Source organism: Fictibacillus enclensis (assembly GCF_030123385.1).
Classification (GTDB): domain Bacteria; phylum Bacillota; class Bacilli; order Bacillales; family Fictibacillaceae; genus Fictibacillus_C; species Fictibacillus_C enclensis.
On record NZ_CP126109.1, the window covers coordinates 1437818 to 1453349 of the forward strand.

17 protein-coding genes and 1 pseudogene are annotated in these 15532 nt (G+C 47.0%); 13 read left to right on the forward strand and 5 right to left on the reverse strand.

Annotated elements, in window-relative coordinates; all coding sequences use genetic code 11:
* The first annotated feature begins 7 nt into the window (after positions 1–7).
* From QNH15_RS07700 to QNH15_RS07710, 3 genes and pseudogenes are all read left to right on the forward strand, one after another.
* On the forward strand, positions 8–775 hold the full coding sequence (locus tag QNH15_RS07700; RefSeq protein ID WP_283893819.1) for an amidohydrolase family protein: 768 nt from the start codon (positions 8–10) through the stop codon (positions 773–775).
* Between the two features lie 147 nt (positions 776–922).
* The gene (locus tag QNH15_RS07705; protein ID WP_283893820.1) at positions 923–1249 is read left to right on the forward strand and encodes a nucleoside triphosphate pyrophosphohydrolase; all 327 of its coding nucleotides are present in this window, start codon (positions 923–925) and stop codon (positions 1247–1249) included.
* Positions 1246–3673, forward strand: a pseudogene (locus tag QNH15_RS07710) (DEAD/DEAH box helicase family protein). Before QNH15_RS07705 ends, QNH15_RS07710 begins: the two are co-directional and overlap by 4 nt.
* Before the next feature lie 60 nt (positions 3674–3733).
* On the opposite strand, the gene QNH15_RS07715 reads toward QNH15_RS07710, so the two are convergent.
* Positions 3734–4375 carry a GntR family transcriptional regulator gene (locus QNH15_RS07715; protein ID WP_347343372.1) on the reverse strand — a complete coding sequence of 214 codons (642 nt, stop codon included), beginning with the start codon at positions 4373–4375 and terminating at the stop codon, positions 3734–3736.
* A 198-nt stretch (positions 4376–4573) separates the two neighbouring features.
* Here QNH15_RS07715 and madL point away from each other — a divergent pair, with 198 nt between their 5' ends.
* Genes madL through QNH15_RS07755 form a run of 8 tightly spaced genes read left to right on the forward strand, consistent with a single transcriptional unit; the run spans position 4574 to position 11822 of the window.
* Positions 4574–4981, forward strand: a complete 408-nt coding sequence (gene madL / locus QNH15_RS07720; protein WP_283893822.1) for a malonate transporter subunit MadL — start codon at positions 4574–4576, stop codon at positions 4979–4981.
* Entirely contained in the window at positions 4978–5742 is a 765-nt protein-coding gene (madM, locus tag QNH15_RS07725; RefSeq protein WP_283893824.1) for a malonate transporter subunit MadM, read from the forward strand. Before madL ends, madM begins: the two co-directional genes overlap by 4 nt.
* A 28-nt stretch (positions 5743–5770) precedes the next feature.
* Entirely contained in the window at positions 5771–6700 is a 930-nt protein-coding gene (gene mdcH / locus QNH15_RS07730) for a malonate decarboxylase subunit epsilon (protein WP_283893826.1), read from the forward strand.
* Between the two features lie 22 nt (positions 6701–6722).
* Positions 6723–8375: a malonate decarboxylase subunit alpha gene (gene mdcA, locus QNH15_RS07735; RefSeq protein WP_283893828.1), complete on the forward strand. Its 1653-nt coding sequence runs from the start codon at positions 6723–6725 to the stop codon at positions 8373–8375.
* Positions 8375–9247, forward strand: coding sequence for a triphosphoribosyl-dephospho-CoA synthase (locus QNH15_RS07740; RefSeq protein ID WP_283893830.1), 873 nt, complete (start codon positions 8375–8377; stop codon positions 9245–9247). The genes mdcA and QNH15_RS07740 overlap by 1 nt, the downstream gene beginning before the upstream one ends.
* Positions 9228–9533, forward strand: a complete 306-nt coding sequence (locus tag QNH15_RS07745) for a malonate decarboxylase subunit delta (RefSeq protein WP_283893832.1) — start codon at positions 9228–9230, stop codon at positions 9531–9533. Before QNH15_RS07740 ends, QNH15_RS07745 begins: the two co-directional genes overlap by 20 nt.
* Positions 9520–11205, forward strand: a complete 1686-nt coding sequence (locus QNH15_RS07750; protein ID WP_283893833.1) for a biotin-independent malonate decarboxylase subunit beta — start codon at positions 9520–9522, stop codon at positions 11203–11205. The genes QNH15_RS07745 and QNH15_RS07750 overlap by 14 nt, the downstream gene beginning before the upstream one ends.
* Entirely contained in the window at positions 11196–11822 is a 627-nt protein-coding gene (locus QNH15_RS07755) for a malonate decarboxylase holo-ACP synthase (protein ID WP_283893834.1), read from the forward strand. Before QNH15_RS07750 ends, QNH15_RS07755 begins: the two co-directional genes overlap by 10 nt.
* 47 nt (positions 11823–11869) lie before the next feature.
* Here the strand turns inward: QNH15_RS07755 and QNH15_RS07760 are convergent, their stop codons facing one another.
* From QNH15_RS07760 to QNH15_RS07770, 3 genes are all read right to left on the reverse strand, one after another.
* A complete protein-coding gene (locus QNH15_RS07760) occupies positions 11870–11992 on the reverse strand; it encodes a YfhE family protein (RefSeq protein ID WP_283893835.1) in 123 nt (40 codons plus the stop codon).
* Between the two features lie 87 nt (positions 11993–12079).
* Positions 12080–12547, reverse strand: coding sequence for a GNAT family N-acetyltransferase (locus QNH15_RS07765; protein WP_283893837.1), 468 nt, complete (start codon positions 12545–12547; stop codon positions 12080–12082).
* Positions 12548–12556: 9 nt separating this feature from the next.
* Complete coding sequence (locus tag QNH15_RS07770) at positions 12557–12910, reverse strand: VOC family protein (protein WP_283893839.1); 354 nt, start codon at positions 12908–12910, stop codon at positions 12557–12559.
* A gap of 317 nt (positions 12911–13227) precedes the next feature.
* Here QNH15_RS07770 and QNH15_RS07775 point away from each other — a divergent pair, with 317 nt between their 5' ends.
* Both QNH15_RS07775 and QNH15_RS07780 read left to right on the forward strand, forming a co-directional pair.
* Entirely contained in the window at positions 13228–13875 is a 648-nt protein-coding gene (locus QNH15_RS07775) for a YdeI/OmpD-associated family protein (RefSeq protein ID WP_283893840.1), read from the forward strand.
* Between the two features lie 72 nt (positions 13876–13947).
* On the forward strand, positions 13948–14574 hold the full coding sequence (locus QNH15_RS07780) for a YczE/YyaS/YitT family protein (protein WP_283893842.1): 627 nt from the start codon (positions 13948–13950) through the stop codon (positions 14572–14574).
* Positions 14575–14806: 232 nt separating this feature from the next.
* Here the strand turns inward: QNH15_RS07780 and QNH15_RS07785 are convergent, their stop codons facing one another.
* On the reverse strand, positions 14807–15394 hold the full coding sequence (locus QNH15_RS07785; RefSeq protein WP_283893843.1) for a YdeI/OmpD-associated family protein: 588 nt from the start codon (positions 15392–15394) through the stop codon (positions 14807–14809).
* Positions 15395–15532 lie beyond the last annotated feature (138 nt).

Genomic DNA, 15532 nt, shown 5'->3' on the forward strand with positions numbered 1-15532 from the left:
GGCAGTAATGCAAAAAATATTTGACACTCATTTTCATATCATTGATCCAAAGTTTCCTCTGGAAGAAAATCAAGGATTTGTCCCTGAGTATTATACGGCGAAAGATTATTTAAAGGAATTAAAAGAAATGTCGATAGAAGTAATTGGTGGAGCGATTGTGTCAGGGTCATTTCAAGGGTATCATCAAGCCTATTTTGCAGAGGCAATTTCAGAACTAGGCAATCAGTTTGTGGGGATTACACAGCTTCCATTTGATATAGTTGATGAAGACATTTTTAAATTTAACAATATCGGGATAAAAGGGATTCGATTCAACCTATACAGAGGTTTATCTGCATCCCCAAGGGAAATTAGAGAGTTATCAGAGAGAGTTTATAGATTATGTGGATGGAAGACAGAGCTTTATGTTAATTTACAAACACTTGATAAGGAATTAGAAGAACTAATTTTCACACTGCCAAAAGTATCGATTGATCATCTTGGAATGCATAAGTGCCCAATTGATAGGTTGAAAAGAATGGTCAATGCAAATATTCCGATTCGTTTAACAGGCTTTGGCCGCGTAGGGTATGAACGGGATGAAATTAGGGAATTAATCAGAATATTGTATGCCGAAAATTCAAGATGCCTCATGTTTGGCAGTGATTTGCCTTCCACCCGGGCAAAATATCGATTCTCATCGAATGATATTGACTTAATAAAAGAAACAGTAAGTAGAGAAGCACAGGATCGAATCTTCTTCCAAAACGGAGAAGATTGGTACATCAATAAATAGCTTGAACAAAATGGTTACTGCTTTAGAAGAAAGGGTTGTCCTGTACAAACACCCTTTTTTAATGTTATTGCTTTAAACATAAATTAGAGTCTTATAAAGTAATAAGTTACAATAAAGTTACTAGATTTATGAAAAGAGGTTAGATAAATGCCTACCTACAACAAACTCGTCCGCGATAAAATACCAGAAGTTATCGCAAAAACAGGAAAATCTTTCAATACCACTCTCCTGGAAAACGATGAATACATAAAAGAACTCAAGAAGAAATGCTACGAAGAGCTGGATGAATATGCTTCAGCTGAATCTAATGAACATGCAGTTGAAGAATTGGCAGATCTGCTGGAATTGATGCATGCTTTAGCAAAAGTACATAGATCTGATATTTCTGAAGTGGAACGTGTCCGTAAAGAAAAAGCAGAAAAGCGCGGAGGTTTTGAAAAGCGAATCTTCCTTGTGGATGTTGAAGATGAATGAAATCTATTAAACTTGTAACAGGTAACTTGAAAGAGGAATTGTCAGCTTTATTAAGTGATGCAAGTTCTATCTATATTTTAACGTCATTTGTAATGAAGTCCGGAGTCAGCTTGCTGGCTCCTTTTTTAAAAGAAGCAGCCAGCCGAGGGGCAGAGGTCAAAATCTGCACAGGGGATTATCTATATGTAACTCAGCCGGATGCCCTTCAAAAACTGCTGGACATCGACCCCAAGATTGAAATCCAACTGTACCGCAGCAATGGACGGTCCTTCCATCCGAAAGCCTATCTTTTTCAAAACGAAGACGGCCAAGGTTACTTTATTATTGGGTCCTCCAATCTTTCGAGATCAGCGCTAACGAGCGGTGTTGAATGGAATTTGATTGTGAATGAAGAGATCGATCAGGATATCTATCAGGAGGCGCTTGATGCTTTTATTAAAACCTTCCACCATGAACAAACGGTCCCGATTAATGAGGAGACGTTAAAGGATTATCGGATCGCTTACGATAACTATCACAACCGTCATCCCAACTTGCTGAAGGAATGGACAGAGGCAGAAGAAGAGGAATTAACCCTTCCAGCCCAATCCGAACCGCAAATAATTATGGAAACTTCAGCGCCTTTTACTGTCATATCTCCAAGACAAGCGCAACAGGAAGCGTTGGACATGCTTATCAGTACAATGGAAGAAGGATATACAAAAGCTATGGTGGTGATGGCAACTGGTTTAGGGAAAACTTACCTTGCCGGATTTTTTGTACAAAACTTTAAAAGAATCCTATTTATTGCGCACAGAGAAGAAATACTGGGACAGGCCAGAGAGTCATTTCGTAAAATCATGCCGGAAAGAACAATGGGTCTTAATAATGGAAAAGAAAAGGAAGGAGAGGCAGATTGCATTTTTGCCTCCATTTATACACTTGGCATCCACCGTCACCTTGCCAGTTTTAGCCCGAATGATTTTGATCTGATTATTGTGGATGAATTCCATCATGCTGCAGCAGCTTCCTATAAAAAAGTCATCAATTATTTTGAACCACAGTTTTTACTCGGCATTACTGCTACACCAGACCGTATGGATGGGAAGGATGTCTATGCAACCTGTGATGGTAATGTAGCCTACCAGCTTCATTTTATTGAGGCCATTCAAAAACAATGGCTGGCTCCCTTTCATTATTACGGTGTGTATGATGAGACTGATTATTCTCAGATTACCTGGCTTGGAACCCGGTATGATGAGGAGGAGTTGGCTTCTTTCCAACTGAGGGAAGAGATGGCTGAAAAAATAGTAGAGGCATGGAAAACTTACAAACAAACAAGGACGATTTCCTTTTGTTCCTCCATACGGCAAGCCAATTTTTTATCGGATTACTTTAACACCAAGGGTTATCAAACAGTGAGTTTAAACTCTCAAACAGTAGGAATTACTCGTATGGAAGCAATATGCCAGCTGGATCAGGGAGTAATCGACATCATTTTCACGGTCGATTTATTCAATGAAGGAGTCGATATTCCTTCTGTGGATACGCTCCTTTTTGTCCGGCCGACGGAATCATTGACTGTATTTACCCAGCAGGTAGGAAGGGGTCTCCGCTTATTTGCTGGCAAGGAACATTGTGTCATTATCGATTTGATCGGCAACTATCGAAATGCGGACATTAAACTGCAATTATTTAATACAGAGCCTCAGGAAAAAGGTAACAGCAAGAGAATGGAAATACCAGCCGTTCCTCCTGGCTGCGAACTGAATTTAGAATTAGCGGTTATCGATCTGTTGAATGAAAAGAAAGCGGCAGCCTAGAAAAGATAAGCTGTATGGTGATTATATATAATTGAAAAAGGAACTGGGAAGAAGGCCGACGTACTTGGAGCTTCATCTTCATGGAAAATCAAACAGCACGGAGTATAAACAGGAATTTAAGTCCTACCCAGGTTTTTTATACTGGGCAGGCGAGTTAAGTGAGTTGGAACAGGATGCATTCCTTCATAATGAAGAGTGGTTTATGGAAGTTGAAAGAACGGGTATGGCCAAAAGCTATAAAATGATCGTTTTGGAGTATATGCTGACCAGAGGGCAGGATGAGTGGTATAAACCGGTAATGCCGGAAGAAGTCGCACCATTTTTTCATCAATATTTGACTGAGAAAGAATACAGAAAGCGAATCGACTTTTCCGATAAAGCCTCCAGACGGCTGTGGGATTATGATGAAAAGAAGGTGGCTTCTCTGATAGCAAGTATGCCGATGTCGAAGTGGAGTGGGAGTTTGAAGGGGCTTATTGAATTTCAGGGTAGAACATTTTCAATTAATATAACATTTGCCGAAATGTTCAGGGAGATTATTTACGAATGGACAAAGCAGATTTGTAATTATCGGTTACATTATCATTTTGAAAAAAGAGAAAAGGTGACTATATTAAAATAATGAATATTCTTGTAGACTATTTTTTTCAAAAGCAGAGCTATATTAGCTCTGCTTTTCAATTTAACCTTTAAACCCCACAACCACATCATGGTTATGCTTCTCCAGCAATCCTTTTGCCTCGTCCAGCTTCTGGCTGCGGAGGAGGTGGATGAGGAGGGAGTGCTCCTCGATGGATTTTTCGATGTTGCCTCCGTAGGAGAAGGAGATGCTCTGGATGGTGAGGAGCGGTGTGGTGAGGCGGTTGTATATGGTCTTGATCGTTTCGCTCTGGCTCATCTCGATGATGTACTTGTGAAAGAGCTGGTTGAGCTGGGCGTAATGGTTCACGTCCCGTTCCTCCTGCATCGTGTCGAGGAGGCTGTTCATCTTTTTGATGATGGCCGGATCGACGCCATGCTCCTTAATCCGTCTCATCGCCATGGATTCCAACATGTTTCGGATCTCCAGCAAATCATAGATTTCATTGGGGGAGTAGTGTTTCACGACGGCTCCTTTTCTCGGAATCTTCTCCACAAGTCCTTCGATTGTTAAAAGGTAGATGGCTTCGCGGATGGGCGCGCGGCTGATGCCGAACTCCTCGGCGTACAGGTTCTCCACGAGTTTTTCCCCTGGCTTCAGTTCTCCTGTGATGATTTGGTGTGTAATTTTTTCGGCAATGCGGTTGGAAAGGGCGTGTTTATCGAATTCTGAAGTGGCCATCATATCTGCTCCTCACATTTTTTTCATAAAAGGGTTGTCGACTGTTGCCTCTTCCTATACAATAAGCTTAATATTCAGAAAAATCAACAGATAGAGCAGCTAGAGCACGACCCACCATGTTCAGTCACCCAGATTTAGAAGCAAATTGTCGACAGTATCCATTATTTTGTTAGCGCTTTCAAAAATCAGGAGGTGTTTCAGTTGGTGATTTATGGTGTTGCGTTGCTGGCAATCTGTACATTGGTTGGTGCATTTGTGGGGGACCTGCTTGGAATCGTGCTGGGCGTTGAGTCCAATGTCGGCGGTGTCGGGGTAGGTATGCTTTTGCTCGTTCTCATCGTGGATGCGTTAAAGAAGAGAGGAAAGCTGGAGCTGAAATCTCAGGAAGGCTTGAACTTCTGGAGTTCGATGTACATTCCGATCGTTGTGGCGATGAGTGCCCAACAGAATGTCGTGGCGGCGGTTAAGGGAGGGCCTGTAGCGATCATTGCCGGGGCAGGATCGGTCGTCATCAGTTTTCTGCTTGTACCGATATTGAGTAAGATCGGCCAGAAACAAAGAAAAGCTGAACCCATTACGCCGGACTATAGAGAGGAGCCGGTACGATGATGGATACCCTCGTTTCTGTATTCAAGGATAATGGTCTTGTTCTCTCCTTTGCGTTGATCGGTGTTATCATGTATGTATCGTATTTTCTATCAGACAAGTTCACGAGAGGGCGCATCCACGGATCGGCGATTGCCATCATCCTCGGCTTGTTTGTTGCCTATCTTGGAGGGCTCAACACGGGCGGTGAGAAGGGGCTGGCTGATATCGGCATCTTTGCCGGCATCGGTATTATGGGCGGCGGCATGCTCAGGGATTTTGCCATTGTGTCGACCGCGTTTGGTGCAAGCTTTGATGAGATTAAAAAGGCGGGAGTTGGGGGCGTGATCTCCTTATTCCTGGGTGTTATCGTTTCGTTTGTGTTCGGTGTCGTTATCGCGCTTGCGTTCGGGTATACCGATGCGGTGAGTCTGACTACGATTGGAGCGGGCACGGTCACCTATATCGTCGGACCGGTGACAGGCAGCGCGATTGGCGCCAGTTCAGAAGTGATGGCGCTATCGATCGCGGCCGGTCTCGTAAAATCGGTGTTTACCATGGTGTTTACACCGTTTGTGGCCAAGTACATCGGGCTGAATAATCCGCAGTCGGCACTCGTGTTCGGCGGGCTGCTCGGGACCACGAGTGGTGTGGCAGGGGGATTGGCTGCGACCGATCCGAAGCTCGTTCCGTACGGAGCATTAACAGCTACCTTTTATACCGGCTTAGGCTGCCTGATCGTGCCTTCACTTTTCTTTATCGTCATGAAAGCTTTTTTTGCTTAAAAGTTTTAAAAGAAACGGAGGGGATTCAGTGAGCATCGCGTTTCTTTTTCCCGGACAGGGTTCTCAGGTTCCGGGAATGCTTCACGAATTGCCCGATCACCCGGTGATCCATCAAACGATCGCAGAAGCGGGTGAGATCCTTGGGATGGATGTTCTAACACTCGATTCCGAGGAAAAACTTCAATCAACGGTTTTCGTTCAGATCTGCTTGTTGGTGTCTGAGATCGCCGCGGCGAGAGTCCTATTAGAGGAAGGCGTAAAGCCGGAAATGGCGGCGGGCCATTCTATTGGTGCTTTTGCCGCTGCCGTCATTGCCGGTGCGATGGATTTTCCGTCGGCACTGACTACTGTCAGACGCCGGGCGGAATTAATGGAACAATCCTATCCGGAAGGCTATGGCATGGGAGTGGTTACCGGGGTAAAGCAGGATAAAGTCTTGAAGCTGACAGCGGATGCCTTCAGCGAAGACCAACCGGTTTATCCGGCCAATCTGAACGCCGAAGATCAGGTCACGCTGGCGGGGGACAAGCGGGGTATTGAGCATGTTCTGGAGCTGGCCAAGCAGGAGGGAGCACGAAAAGCATTTCTACTTCCGGTCAGTGTTCCTTCTCACTGTGAACTGCTTCAAGGGGTGTCACAAAAGCTGGCAGCCGAACTGGACAAGGTTTCTTTTAAAAACCCGTCCATTCCGTGCCTGAGCAATTCAACAGCACGTGCACTTCGCAGAGGTGATGACATCCGTCATGATTTGGCGGTCAGCATCGCCCGGCCGGTCAAGTGGCACGAAGCGACACTGCTCATGAAAGAGATGGGGGCGACCCTGTTCCTGGAGATGCCTCCGGGCAGGGTACTCACCGATCTGGCGGGTGCAGCGCTTCCGTTGGTTCGCTCAATGTCCCTTTCAGAGAGCGGGATGAAGTCCGCTGTTTTATTAGGTAAAAGATATAGAAATGGCTGAAAGCAGGAAGGGAGAGAATCATATGATAAACGAAGCGACCGAAGAACGTTCATGGACGACGAGAAGGGATAAAAAAGCGAAAAAGATTTTACAAGTAAGTCAGCTGGCTGAAGATAAAATCCTTCCGGCGGAAAAAATGGTAGAAGCCCTCGAGATGCTGATCTCTCCGGGTGACCGGGTGGTGCTGGAGGGAGACAACCAGAAACAGGCGTCTTTTTTGTCGCACGTGCTGACCCAGGTGGATCCCAAAAAGGTGAACCAGCTGCATATGATCATGTCCAGTATCTCCCGTCCGGAGCATCTGGATATTTTTGAATACGGCATCGCCGAGAAAATCGATTTTGCCTATGCCGGTCCGCAAAGTCTCCGGGTCGCCCAGATGCTGGAGGACGGAAAGCTGAAGATGGGTGAGATCCACACGTACCTGGAGCTGTTCGGCCGTTTGTTCATCGACCTCATTCCGAACGTTGCCCTGGTGGCAGCCGATCAGGCGGACGTGTATGGCAACCTTTACACAGGGGCCAACACGGAAGAGACACCAACGATTGTCGAAGCCGCGGCCTTTAAGGACGGCATCGTCATCGCCCAGGTGAACGAACTGGTGGACGAGCTTCCGCGTGTTGATATTCCTGGCTCGTGGATCGATTTTGTGGTGGTGGCGGACAAGCCGTATCAGCTGGAGCCGCTGTTCACCCGTGATCCAAGACATATTACCGATCTTCAGGTCTTGATGGCGATGATGACGATCCGCGGGGTGTATGAGCGGCATCAGGTTCAGTCCTTGAATCATGGGATCGGGTACAATACGGCGGCGATTGAATTGTTGCTGCCGACGTATGGCGAGTCACTCGGATTAAAAGGGAAGATCTGCAAGCACTGGGCACTTAATCCGCATCCGACGTTGATCCCTGCAATCGAGAGCGGCTGGGTGGAAAGCATCCACTGTTTCGGCGGGGAAGTCGGGATGGAACAGTATGTGGCAGCGCGTCCCGATGTCTTTTTCACCGGAAGAGATGGAAGTCTTCGCTCCAACCGCGCAATGTCCCAGGTGGCTGGCCAGTATGCGGTCGATCTCTTTGTAGGGTCAACCTTGCAGATGGACCGGGATGGCAACTCTTCAACGGTTACGTCCGGGAGGCTCGCAGGGTTTGGCGGAGCTCCGAACATGGGCCACGACCCACGCGGGCGCCGGCACTCCACTCCGGCATGGCTCGATATGAGAACAAGCAATGACGAGCTTGCCCGTGGAAGAAAGCTTGTCGTTCAAATGGTAGAAACCTTCCAAAAAGGAAACGAGCCGGTGTTCGTGGAATCGATGGATGCAGTGAAGGTCGGACTTGATGCGAATCTGGCGACGGCTCCGGTCATGATCTATGGCGATGATGTGACCCACGTGGTGACAGAGGAAGGGATCGCTTATCTCTATAAAAGCGACAGTGTGGAAGAACGGCGCCAGGCTCTGTCAGCGGTGGCGGGCGTGACGCCGATCGGGCTGCAGCATGACACGAAACAGACCGCGGCTTTACGGGATAAGGGGCTTATAGCTTTCCCAGAAAATCTTGGTGTGAACCGGACAGAAGCCAAACGCTCCCTGCTTGCAGCCAAAAGTGTGGAAGAGATTGTTGACTGGTCCAAAGGGCTCTACAACCCGCCGGCAAGCTTCAGGAGCTGGTGATGGATCAAAAGACCATGGTGGCAGAAACCTTGGCAGAACTGGCAGTTCAGGCTTTATTGGATGAAGTGAACCTCACGCCAAAGCCGGGACTTGTTGATCAGGAGAACAACGGTGCACATTATGATCTGACACTGCAGTTGATGCACCGGTCGGCGGAGAGCTTGAGACCTGTTTTTGCTGAAATTGCGGAAGCTTCTTATGAGAGGGTACCGAGCCAGGAGTTGCGTGAAGAGATCGCAGCGATTGGAAGAAATGGTGAGCAGGTGATGCTCGGTGTTACCGGTGACGTCAACGCCCACAAAGGGGCGATTTGGTCCTTGGGATTGCTGGTTTCAGCCGCTGCAGGTGATGCTAAATTATCTGATCCTGAATTTTTGGCAGAGCGGGCAGGCACAATCGCCCGTTTTCCTGACCGTTATTGTCCTGTTGCCTCAACCAATGGTTCTAAGGTGAAAGCTGCTTATCAGGTTCCTGGTGCGAGAGGGGAAGCTCAACTGAATTTTCCGCATTTGTGCAAAGTGGGTTTGCCATTTTTACAAAATGCACGAGAAAAAGGAATTCCGGAAACCAATGCCAGGCTCGATACACTTCTGGCGATCATGAGTGAACTGGATGATACATGCATCCTGCACCGGGGTGGCATGGAGGCTCTCGAAACGGTCAAGAACGGTGCCAGGGATGTATTGGATACCGGGAGCACATCGACAACTGCAGGACGACTTGCATTAATGAGACTGGACCGACAGATGATGGAGTGGTTTGTTTCCCCGGGAGGAAGTGCCGATCTGCTAGCCGCGGTATTGTTTTTGGATGCCTTACAAAAAGAGAGAAACGTAAAAGGAGGAGTGGCAGTTGGAAACGTTACATTTTGAATATGAAGCAATGGAAGAATGCCACAAGCGTGCGCATGCAGGCGTGGTCGCATCTGGTGACCTGGAAGTGCTGCTGGAGCCGTCATCCGTTCAAAAAGCGAGCGTGACCATTCGGACAGGCAGTGACGGGTTTGGAGATACATGGGATAAGGTACTGGAACGCTTTTTTGCCTCCCATCCGGTAGCGGTGCAAATTGAGATCAATGATTTTGGGGCGACACCCGGCGTCGTATCGATCCGTCTGGCACAAGCATTGGAGGTGAGCCGTAACCATGAACCTGCTTAAACTAAGTTTGGCCGAATTGAATGCAAGGGAGCGGGTACAGGCGCTGCTTGATGAAGGAACGTTTCATGAGCTGCTTGATCCGTTTCAGCGAATGAAATCGTCTCACCTTGAGCCACAGGGAATCATCCCGCAAAACGATGACGGGGTCGTCATTGCTCAAGGAGAGATTGATGGCAAACGAACACTGGTTATTTCGATTGAAGGTGCTTTCCAAGGCGGTGGCATCGGCGAAGTCTCCGGAAGCAAGATTGCCGGTGCACTGGAGCTCGCCATTAAAGATAACCAGGAAGGCCGCACAATCTATACGGTTATCCTGTTTGATACAGGAGGCGTCCGGCTTCAGGAAGCGAATTACGGGCTGATGTCCATTGCCGAAATCGGCTCCGCTATCGTGGAACTGCGTGACTCGGTCCCTGTCATCGGTGTGATCCCTGGAAAAGTCGGCTGCTTTGGCGGCATGTCCATTACAGCTGGATTGTGCTCGAAGCTTATCATGACACGGGAAGGCCGCCTGGGCTTAAACGGGCCTGAGGTCATTGAGCAGGAAGCAGGACTTGAGGAATTCGATTCCACTGACCGTCAACTCATCTGGGGAACGATCGGCGGGGAACAGCGCGTCGCCACTGGTTTTGCCGATCTGCTGGCAGACGATGATGTGGAGATCATAAAAGAAGGTATCGTTTCCTTCATGCAGCCAGAAGATGATGAGCCTCGTAGTGCACAGGTGGAAAAGTATCTTTCTCTCATCAAAAGCGTGGATCCGACAGCAGAATGGAGCCCGGCAAGTGTCAGGGAAATCATCAATCAGCAAGGTTCCGGATCACCAGCGTTTGAGCATGCACCTACATCTTCTGAAGAAGAAATAACGAGCAGGGGACAAACATGGTTTGAAGCGCTAACAGGTAATCAGCCATCCTTGAGTGAGGATGTTCGATCTGTTTTATGTGCAGATGCGAAGCTCGGAGATGAAACAGCGCGGTTCCTTTCGATCGTTCCGGATGTTCACCACCGTTTTCCCCGGGTTCGTCATGGGGAAGTTGGCCTTCTTGAAGGCTGGAGCATCGCTCGTTATGTTCGGGAATCAATGGAAGCCGATCAAGGCGGGACTCCTCGTCCGATTGTGGCTATCATTGATGTTCCAAGCCAGGCATACGGACATAAAGAAGAGCTTTTTGCGATCCATCAGGCGTGTGCGGCTGCAGTCAATGCGTATGCATCGGCAAGGCTGAATGGCCACCCGGTCATTGCCCTGATCGTCGGAAATGCAATTTCCGGGGCTTTCTTGTCCCACGGCTTCCAGGCGAACCGCATTTTGGCCCTCGATGATGTTGGAGTGAATGTGCATGCCATGTCCAAGCAATCTGCTGCCCGAGTTACACGCCGGACGATTGAGGAACTGGAAGAAGCCACGAAAAAGGTACCGGCCATGGCGTATGACATTCATTCCTTCAACAGCCTTGGAGCGCTCTCTTCACTGATTAGCGGAATCGATGCTGACTCACCTTCACAAGAAGAGGTGGAAGCCGTTCGAAAGAAACTCGAGGAAACGGTGGAAGACATTCGAGAAGGCGGACCAGATCTCAAGAACCGGCTAACCTCGGAAAATGCCGTAAATGGTGGGAGAAAAGCTTCAATCGAAGTGAGAAAAAAGCTGGCGGAACAATGGAAATAAGAACGCACGACCTCATTCGCGTTGACGACATTTCAAAACTGATCTGTCTGACCGAGGTGCCGGAGTGGGTGACCGGGGAACTCACCGATAAACCATTTGTTGTAGTCCGTCGGGCTGCAGGACTTGAAGGCAGAATACCGGTCGGCATCAGGGGAGAGACGCGCAACCAGCGGTTCGGCTGTTTTTTACCAGAGGAAGAATGCTCCATCGTGATTTCACCGGAACAGCTGGCACAGGAGAAGCAATGGAAACAGACAAATCGGAGACTTTCGATTGTGGCGATCGAGGTGCTTGACCGGGTGGACGAGTTAATGACGTCAGAAGAGATGGTCTGGGGACCGACCGGGAGTGTAGGGTTCGAACTTGCTTCCGGACTGGACACTGCCCATGCTGGCAGCGATCTTGATCTGATCATTCGCTGTGAACAACCGCTGCCAATGCACAAGGCACAGAGGCTGGTTCAGGAGCTCAGTCAGTTTCCTGTTCATATTGATGTTCAAATGGAAACGGGGAAGGGTGCTTGCTCGCTCGCGGAATACAGCCGCGGACAGGAATCCCTGCTTTTGAAAACGGAGAACGGTCCGATGCTCGTAAAGGATCCGTGGAGTGAAGGATAAAAACAGGCTGCGACCGGAGTCGCAGCCTGTTTCTGTTTTCTTTATCACTAATTACTTTGATCAGCCTTTGCGGCCTTCTTAAACGCTTTTTTGTAGAGAACTTCTTGTGTACTGGATAAACCATTATTTTTGTCGGTAAAATCGCGATAAAGCTGATTCTTAGCCTTCATGTTCAGTTCTCCCTCCATTATTGATGTCTTATGGTATTTTTATTCCCTGCACCAAAAGAAGAAAACATCACTGGCCAAGCCGCTTGCTTAAAAAAGATATGAATACGTTGGGTCCCCGTAGGTAAGGGTGCCGTCGTCCTTAAAACCGAACTTTTTATAAAAGGATTGTGCTGTCAGGTTCTCTGTATGGACCGTCAGGCGCAGACGGTAGGCAGAGGGATGCTGCTGCTTCAGCTTTTTGATGACTTCATTTAATGCCTGTGCCCCAAAGCCGCTTCGCTGGAACCTTTTATCGATAAAAAAGTGAAAGACCCAATAATCGTCCTGACTTTCCGGCGTATAATGAAGGTTTAGGAATCCTACTAACTCGTCGCCGTTATAGATGCCATAGGGCTCAACCACCCGGTTCTCCGGGCGTATGTAAGCTTTCGCGAGCGCCATGGCAACCGGCGGAGTAGCCGATGATACAAACCTTGCCTGATCGGGATGGACAGACAGCTCCAGGGCTTCGCGGTAGTTTTCTGCGTTAATTTCGATAAGCTGAATCAAAGACATAAATCCTCCTTAGCATTTACAAACCATCAGGCAGTTGCCGTCCGGGTCCTGAAAATTAAAATAGTGTCCATGCTGAATCTCGGTTAATCCATCTACATTCTTGTTTAACATATAAGCATGGGCTTCTTCAATATGAAGAGTATTGAAGTGGAACAACGGTGTTTTTGTAATATTGTCGGGTGAGTAAATCTTGCTGTCCAGTACGATTCCCGAACCTTTCATCGGAAGAACATAAATATGGCCAAATTGTACTTCATCATCTGCCGGCACACCCAACAGATCGCAATACCAATCCCTTGCCCGTTCGATGTTGCTTACAGGAATAAAAACCGTTCCAATCTCGTTTAATACAGGGCTGTTCATATAAAATCCTCCTAACCTAGGTAGCTTCCAATCTATTACATTCCATAGATTGATCTGTAATCCTGCTGCAAGCAGTCAGAAGTACTCGTAGAAGAAGGAATTAGGCGGATTTTACTGGGAATTGAGCAGAATGAAGGAATAATTAAGTATAATTTAGAATAATTGGGCGAAAACAGACCATAATTGAGTAAAACTAAAAATTCAGATATCTGCCCCGAAGCAGAACTCCTTAAAAGTTCCTTATCCCCCATCCTTCTGCGGATTATTATATAATCAAAGTAATCATCAGACGAACAAAGAATACGAAGGAGCTGCATATGACCATCATCGATAAATTAAAACTATCAAAGTACCAGAACATGGCTGTCGTTAATCAGCCAGAGGATTATGATGTGTTCACCAATCAGCCTACTGAGATTACAAAAGAGCATGATGCCATTTTTATTTTTGTTGAAACATTGGATGAAATAGTGAAGCATACGAAAGCGATTATTCAACATGAACCGTTAACCGAGAAGGGATATCTCTTTTTTGCTTATCCGAAAAAGGGGAACAAGCGATATTCAACATTTGTTCACAGGGATGAATTATTTCCGGCAATGAATGTCGGTGAGGACGGATATGTGGGGAGCAGTGATATCAAATTTGCACGGATGGTTAGCATGGATGAGGTTTTTACGGTTGTTGGTTTAAAGCGGGAGAAAAAGAAAGCCGCGAAGTCCAAAGTAAGCCAATCGGTTTCGGATTACGAACAGCACGTAAATGATATTGAGCAATTGCTCGCAAGCCATCCAAAGGAACTGGACTTTTATCATAGCTTAACCCCGGGCTACCAAAAAGACTGGGCACGGTATATCTATTCAGCGAAGCAGGAGAAGACCCGGAATAAGCGTTACCTTCAAATGGTCGATATCCTTTCGAAAGGGTACAAATCGCTGGATTTGTTCAGGCAGAATAAGAAGTAAGCAAGATATTATATTTTTCTGAAAATCCAGCGTATAATGTGACATTAAAAAGGGATATGGGGAGAAGAGAAGATGAAGGGGTTGCGTATCGCCAGGCTTATATTCGGTCTTTTTTTGTTTGCGCTGGGTTCAGTGTTTGTCATGAAGGGAAATTTAGGCTTTGGTCCGTGGGAGGTATTTCAGGCAGGCCTTACCCACTGGATGCCCCTCACGATCGGGCAGGCGACGGTTCTTGTAAGCGTCGTGATCGTGCTGTTGATCATGCTTCTGAAAGAAAAGATTGGCATCGGGACGCTTGCAAACATGGCGCTGATCGGTTTATTCATGGATTTTATTTTATGGACGAATCTCCTTCCAAAGGCGAACGGTCTTCCGGGCAGTTTGGGATTTGTGGTGCTCGGCCTGTTCACCACGGCGCTCGGCAGTTATTTTTACATAGGTTCGGGATTTGGGGCGGGACCCCGTGATTCGCTCATGGTCTCGATCCGCAGGCGTACCGGACTTCCCATAGGGGTATGCCGATCATCGCTGGAATGCTCGATTGCAGTTATCGGATGGCTGCTTGGCGGTCCATTGGGCCCGGGAACCGTGATCACTGCTTTCGGTCTCGGACTGTTCGTCCAGCTCGTCTTCCGGATGTTTGCCTTTGAAATTACGGCTGTTAATCATGAGAATTTGAGGGAAACGTTTAAAGTTTAATAGGAATAGTGTTAAAGCCTCTGCCCAAAAAGGGAGAGGCTTTTCTATTTGGCGATAATTGAGCGAAACTTGATGGGAATTGAGCGGAAATGAGGGTTGATTGAGCAAAATTTTAAATAATTGGGCGGAATTAGATGATAATTAATAATAACTGAAGATTCAGACTTCTGCCAAGGACTCTTTCTCGAAACAACAAAAAAACAGAGCAATTCGCTCCGCTTTTTACTCAAATTCACTTATCATTTAATCCCTTTCCCTCAAGGATGTGCTGCGTATATTTCTCCACTCTGGACAGTCGGGTTTTGGGTTGCTTGGCTTGAGAGAAATAAAGCACGTAGGCTCGTTGACGTCCAGGGGTCAGGTCTTGAAAGGCCGTCTTCAAGTCAGGATTTTCATCGAACTTCAATTGAAGTTCTTCTGGAATGGTGAATTCTTTAGTCTCTTTAAAGTCTACTGCCAAACCGGCTTTTTCCACTTCAATCGCTTGTTGAATATACTCTTTTATGAAGGGCTCCAATTCAGCTATCTCTTGCACATTGGTGAAACGAATCTGCCGTGCTGCCTGGACATTTTCTGTTTGCTGTATGAGAATCCCATGGGGATCCTGCAGAAGGGCCCCTTTGTGGAACAGTAGGGCACAATATTCCTTAAATCCGTGGATTAACACGACGTTTTTGCCCTCAAACGTGTAACACGGATGCATCCATTTGAAATCTTCGGTTAACTCTTCACAGCTAAGAACGATACTTCTCAGCTTCTCAAATTCTTCCTTCCACTTTTTGGCCCTGATAAAAAACGCTTCAACCTTGGGATTGGTCATGAAGGAACACTCCTCTATCATTTTGAATGCAGTCAGTATGCATCTTTTCCGTTTGGTGTCTAATTTATAATGTGACAGAATTTGATGTCCTGTCAACCAGATGCTTGTAAATAGACTTTGCGTTTTACAAATTAAATA

What these genes read in the sequence shown, in the direction of transcription:
- QNH15_RS07765 (WP_283893837.1), bottom strand. Translation starts at nt 12,547, where the DNA reads ATGTCTTTGATTCAGCTTATCGAAATTAACGCAGAAAACTACCGCGAA.
- QNH15_RS07705 (WP_283893820.1), top strand. Translation starts at nt 923, where the DNA reads ATGCCTACCTACAACAAACTCGTCCGCGATAAAATACCAGAAGTTATC.
- QNH15_RS07750 (WP_283893833.1), top strand. Translation starts at nt 9,520, where the DNA reads ATGAACCTGCTTAAACTAAGTTTGGCCGAATTGAATGCAAGGGAGCGG.
- QNH15_RS07760 (WP_283893835.1), bottom strand. Translation starts at nt 11,992, where the DNA reads ATGAAGGCTAAGAATCAGCTTTATCGCGATTTTACCGACAAAAATAAT.
- QNH15_RS07755 (WP_283893834.1), top strand. Translation starts at nt 11,196, where the DNA reads ATGGAAATAAGAACGCACGACCTCATTCGCGTTGACGACATTTCAAAA.
- QNH15_RS07700 (WP_283893819.1), top strand. Translation starts at nt 8, where the DNA reads ATGCAAAAAATATTTGACACTCATTTTCATATCATTGATCCAAAGTTT.
- mdcA (WP_283893828.1), top strand. Translation starts at nt 6,723, where the DNA reads ATGATAAACGAAGCGACCGAAGAACGTTCATGGACGACGAGAAGGGAT.
- QNH15_RS07775 (WP_283893840.1), top strand. Translation starts at nt 13,228, where the DNA reads ATGACCATCATCGATAAATTAAAACTATCAAAGTACCAGAACATGGCT.
- madM (WP_283893824.1), top strand. Translation starts at nt 4,978, where the DNA reads ATGATGGATACCCTCGTTTCTGTATTCAAGGATAATGGTCTTGTTCTC.
- QNH15_RS07740 (WP_283893830.1), top strand. Translation starts at nt 8,375, where the DNA reads ATGGATCAAAAGACCATGGTGGCAGAAACCTTGGCAGAACTGGCAGTT.
- QNH15_RS07780 (WP_283893842.1), top strand. Translation starts at nt 13,948, where the DNA reads ATGAAGGGGTTGCGTATCGCCAGGCTTATATTCGGTCTTTTTTTGTTT.
- QNH15_RS07785 (WP_283893843.1), bottom strand. Translation starts at nt 15,394, where the DNA reads ATGACCAATCCCAAGGTTGAAGCGTTTTTTATCAGGGCCAAAAAGTGG.
- QNH15_RS07770 (WP_283893839.1), bottom strand. Translation starts at nt 12,910, where the DNA reads ATGAACAGCCCTGTATTAAACGAGATTGGAACGGTTTTTATTCCTGTA.
- QNH15_RS07715 (WP_347343372.1), bottom strand. Translation starts at nt 4,375, where the DNA reads ATGATGGCCACTTCAGAATTCGATAAACACGCCCTTTCCAACCGCATT.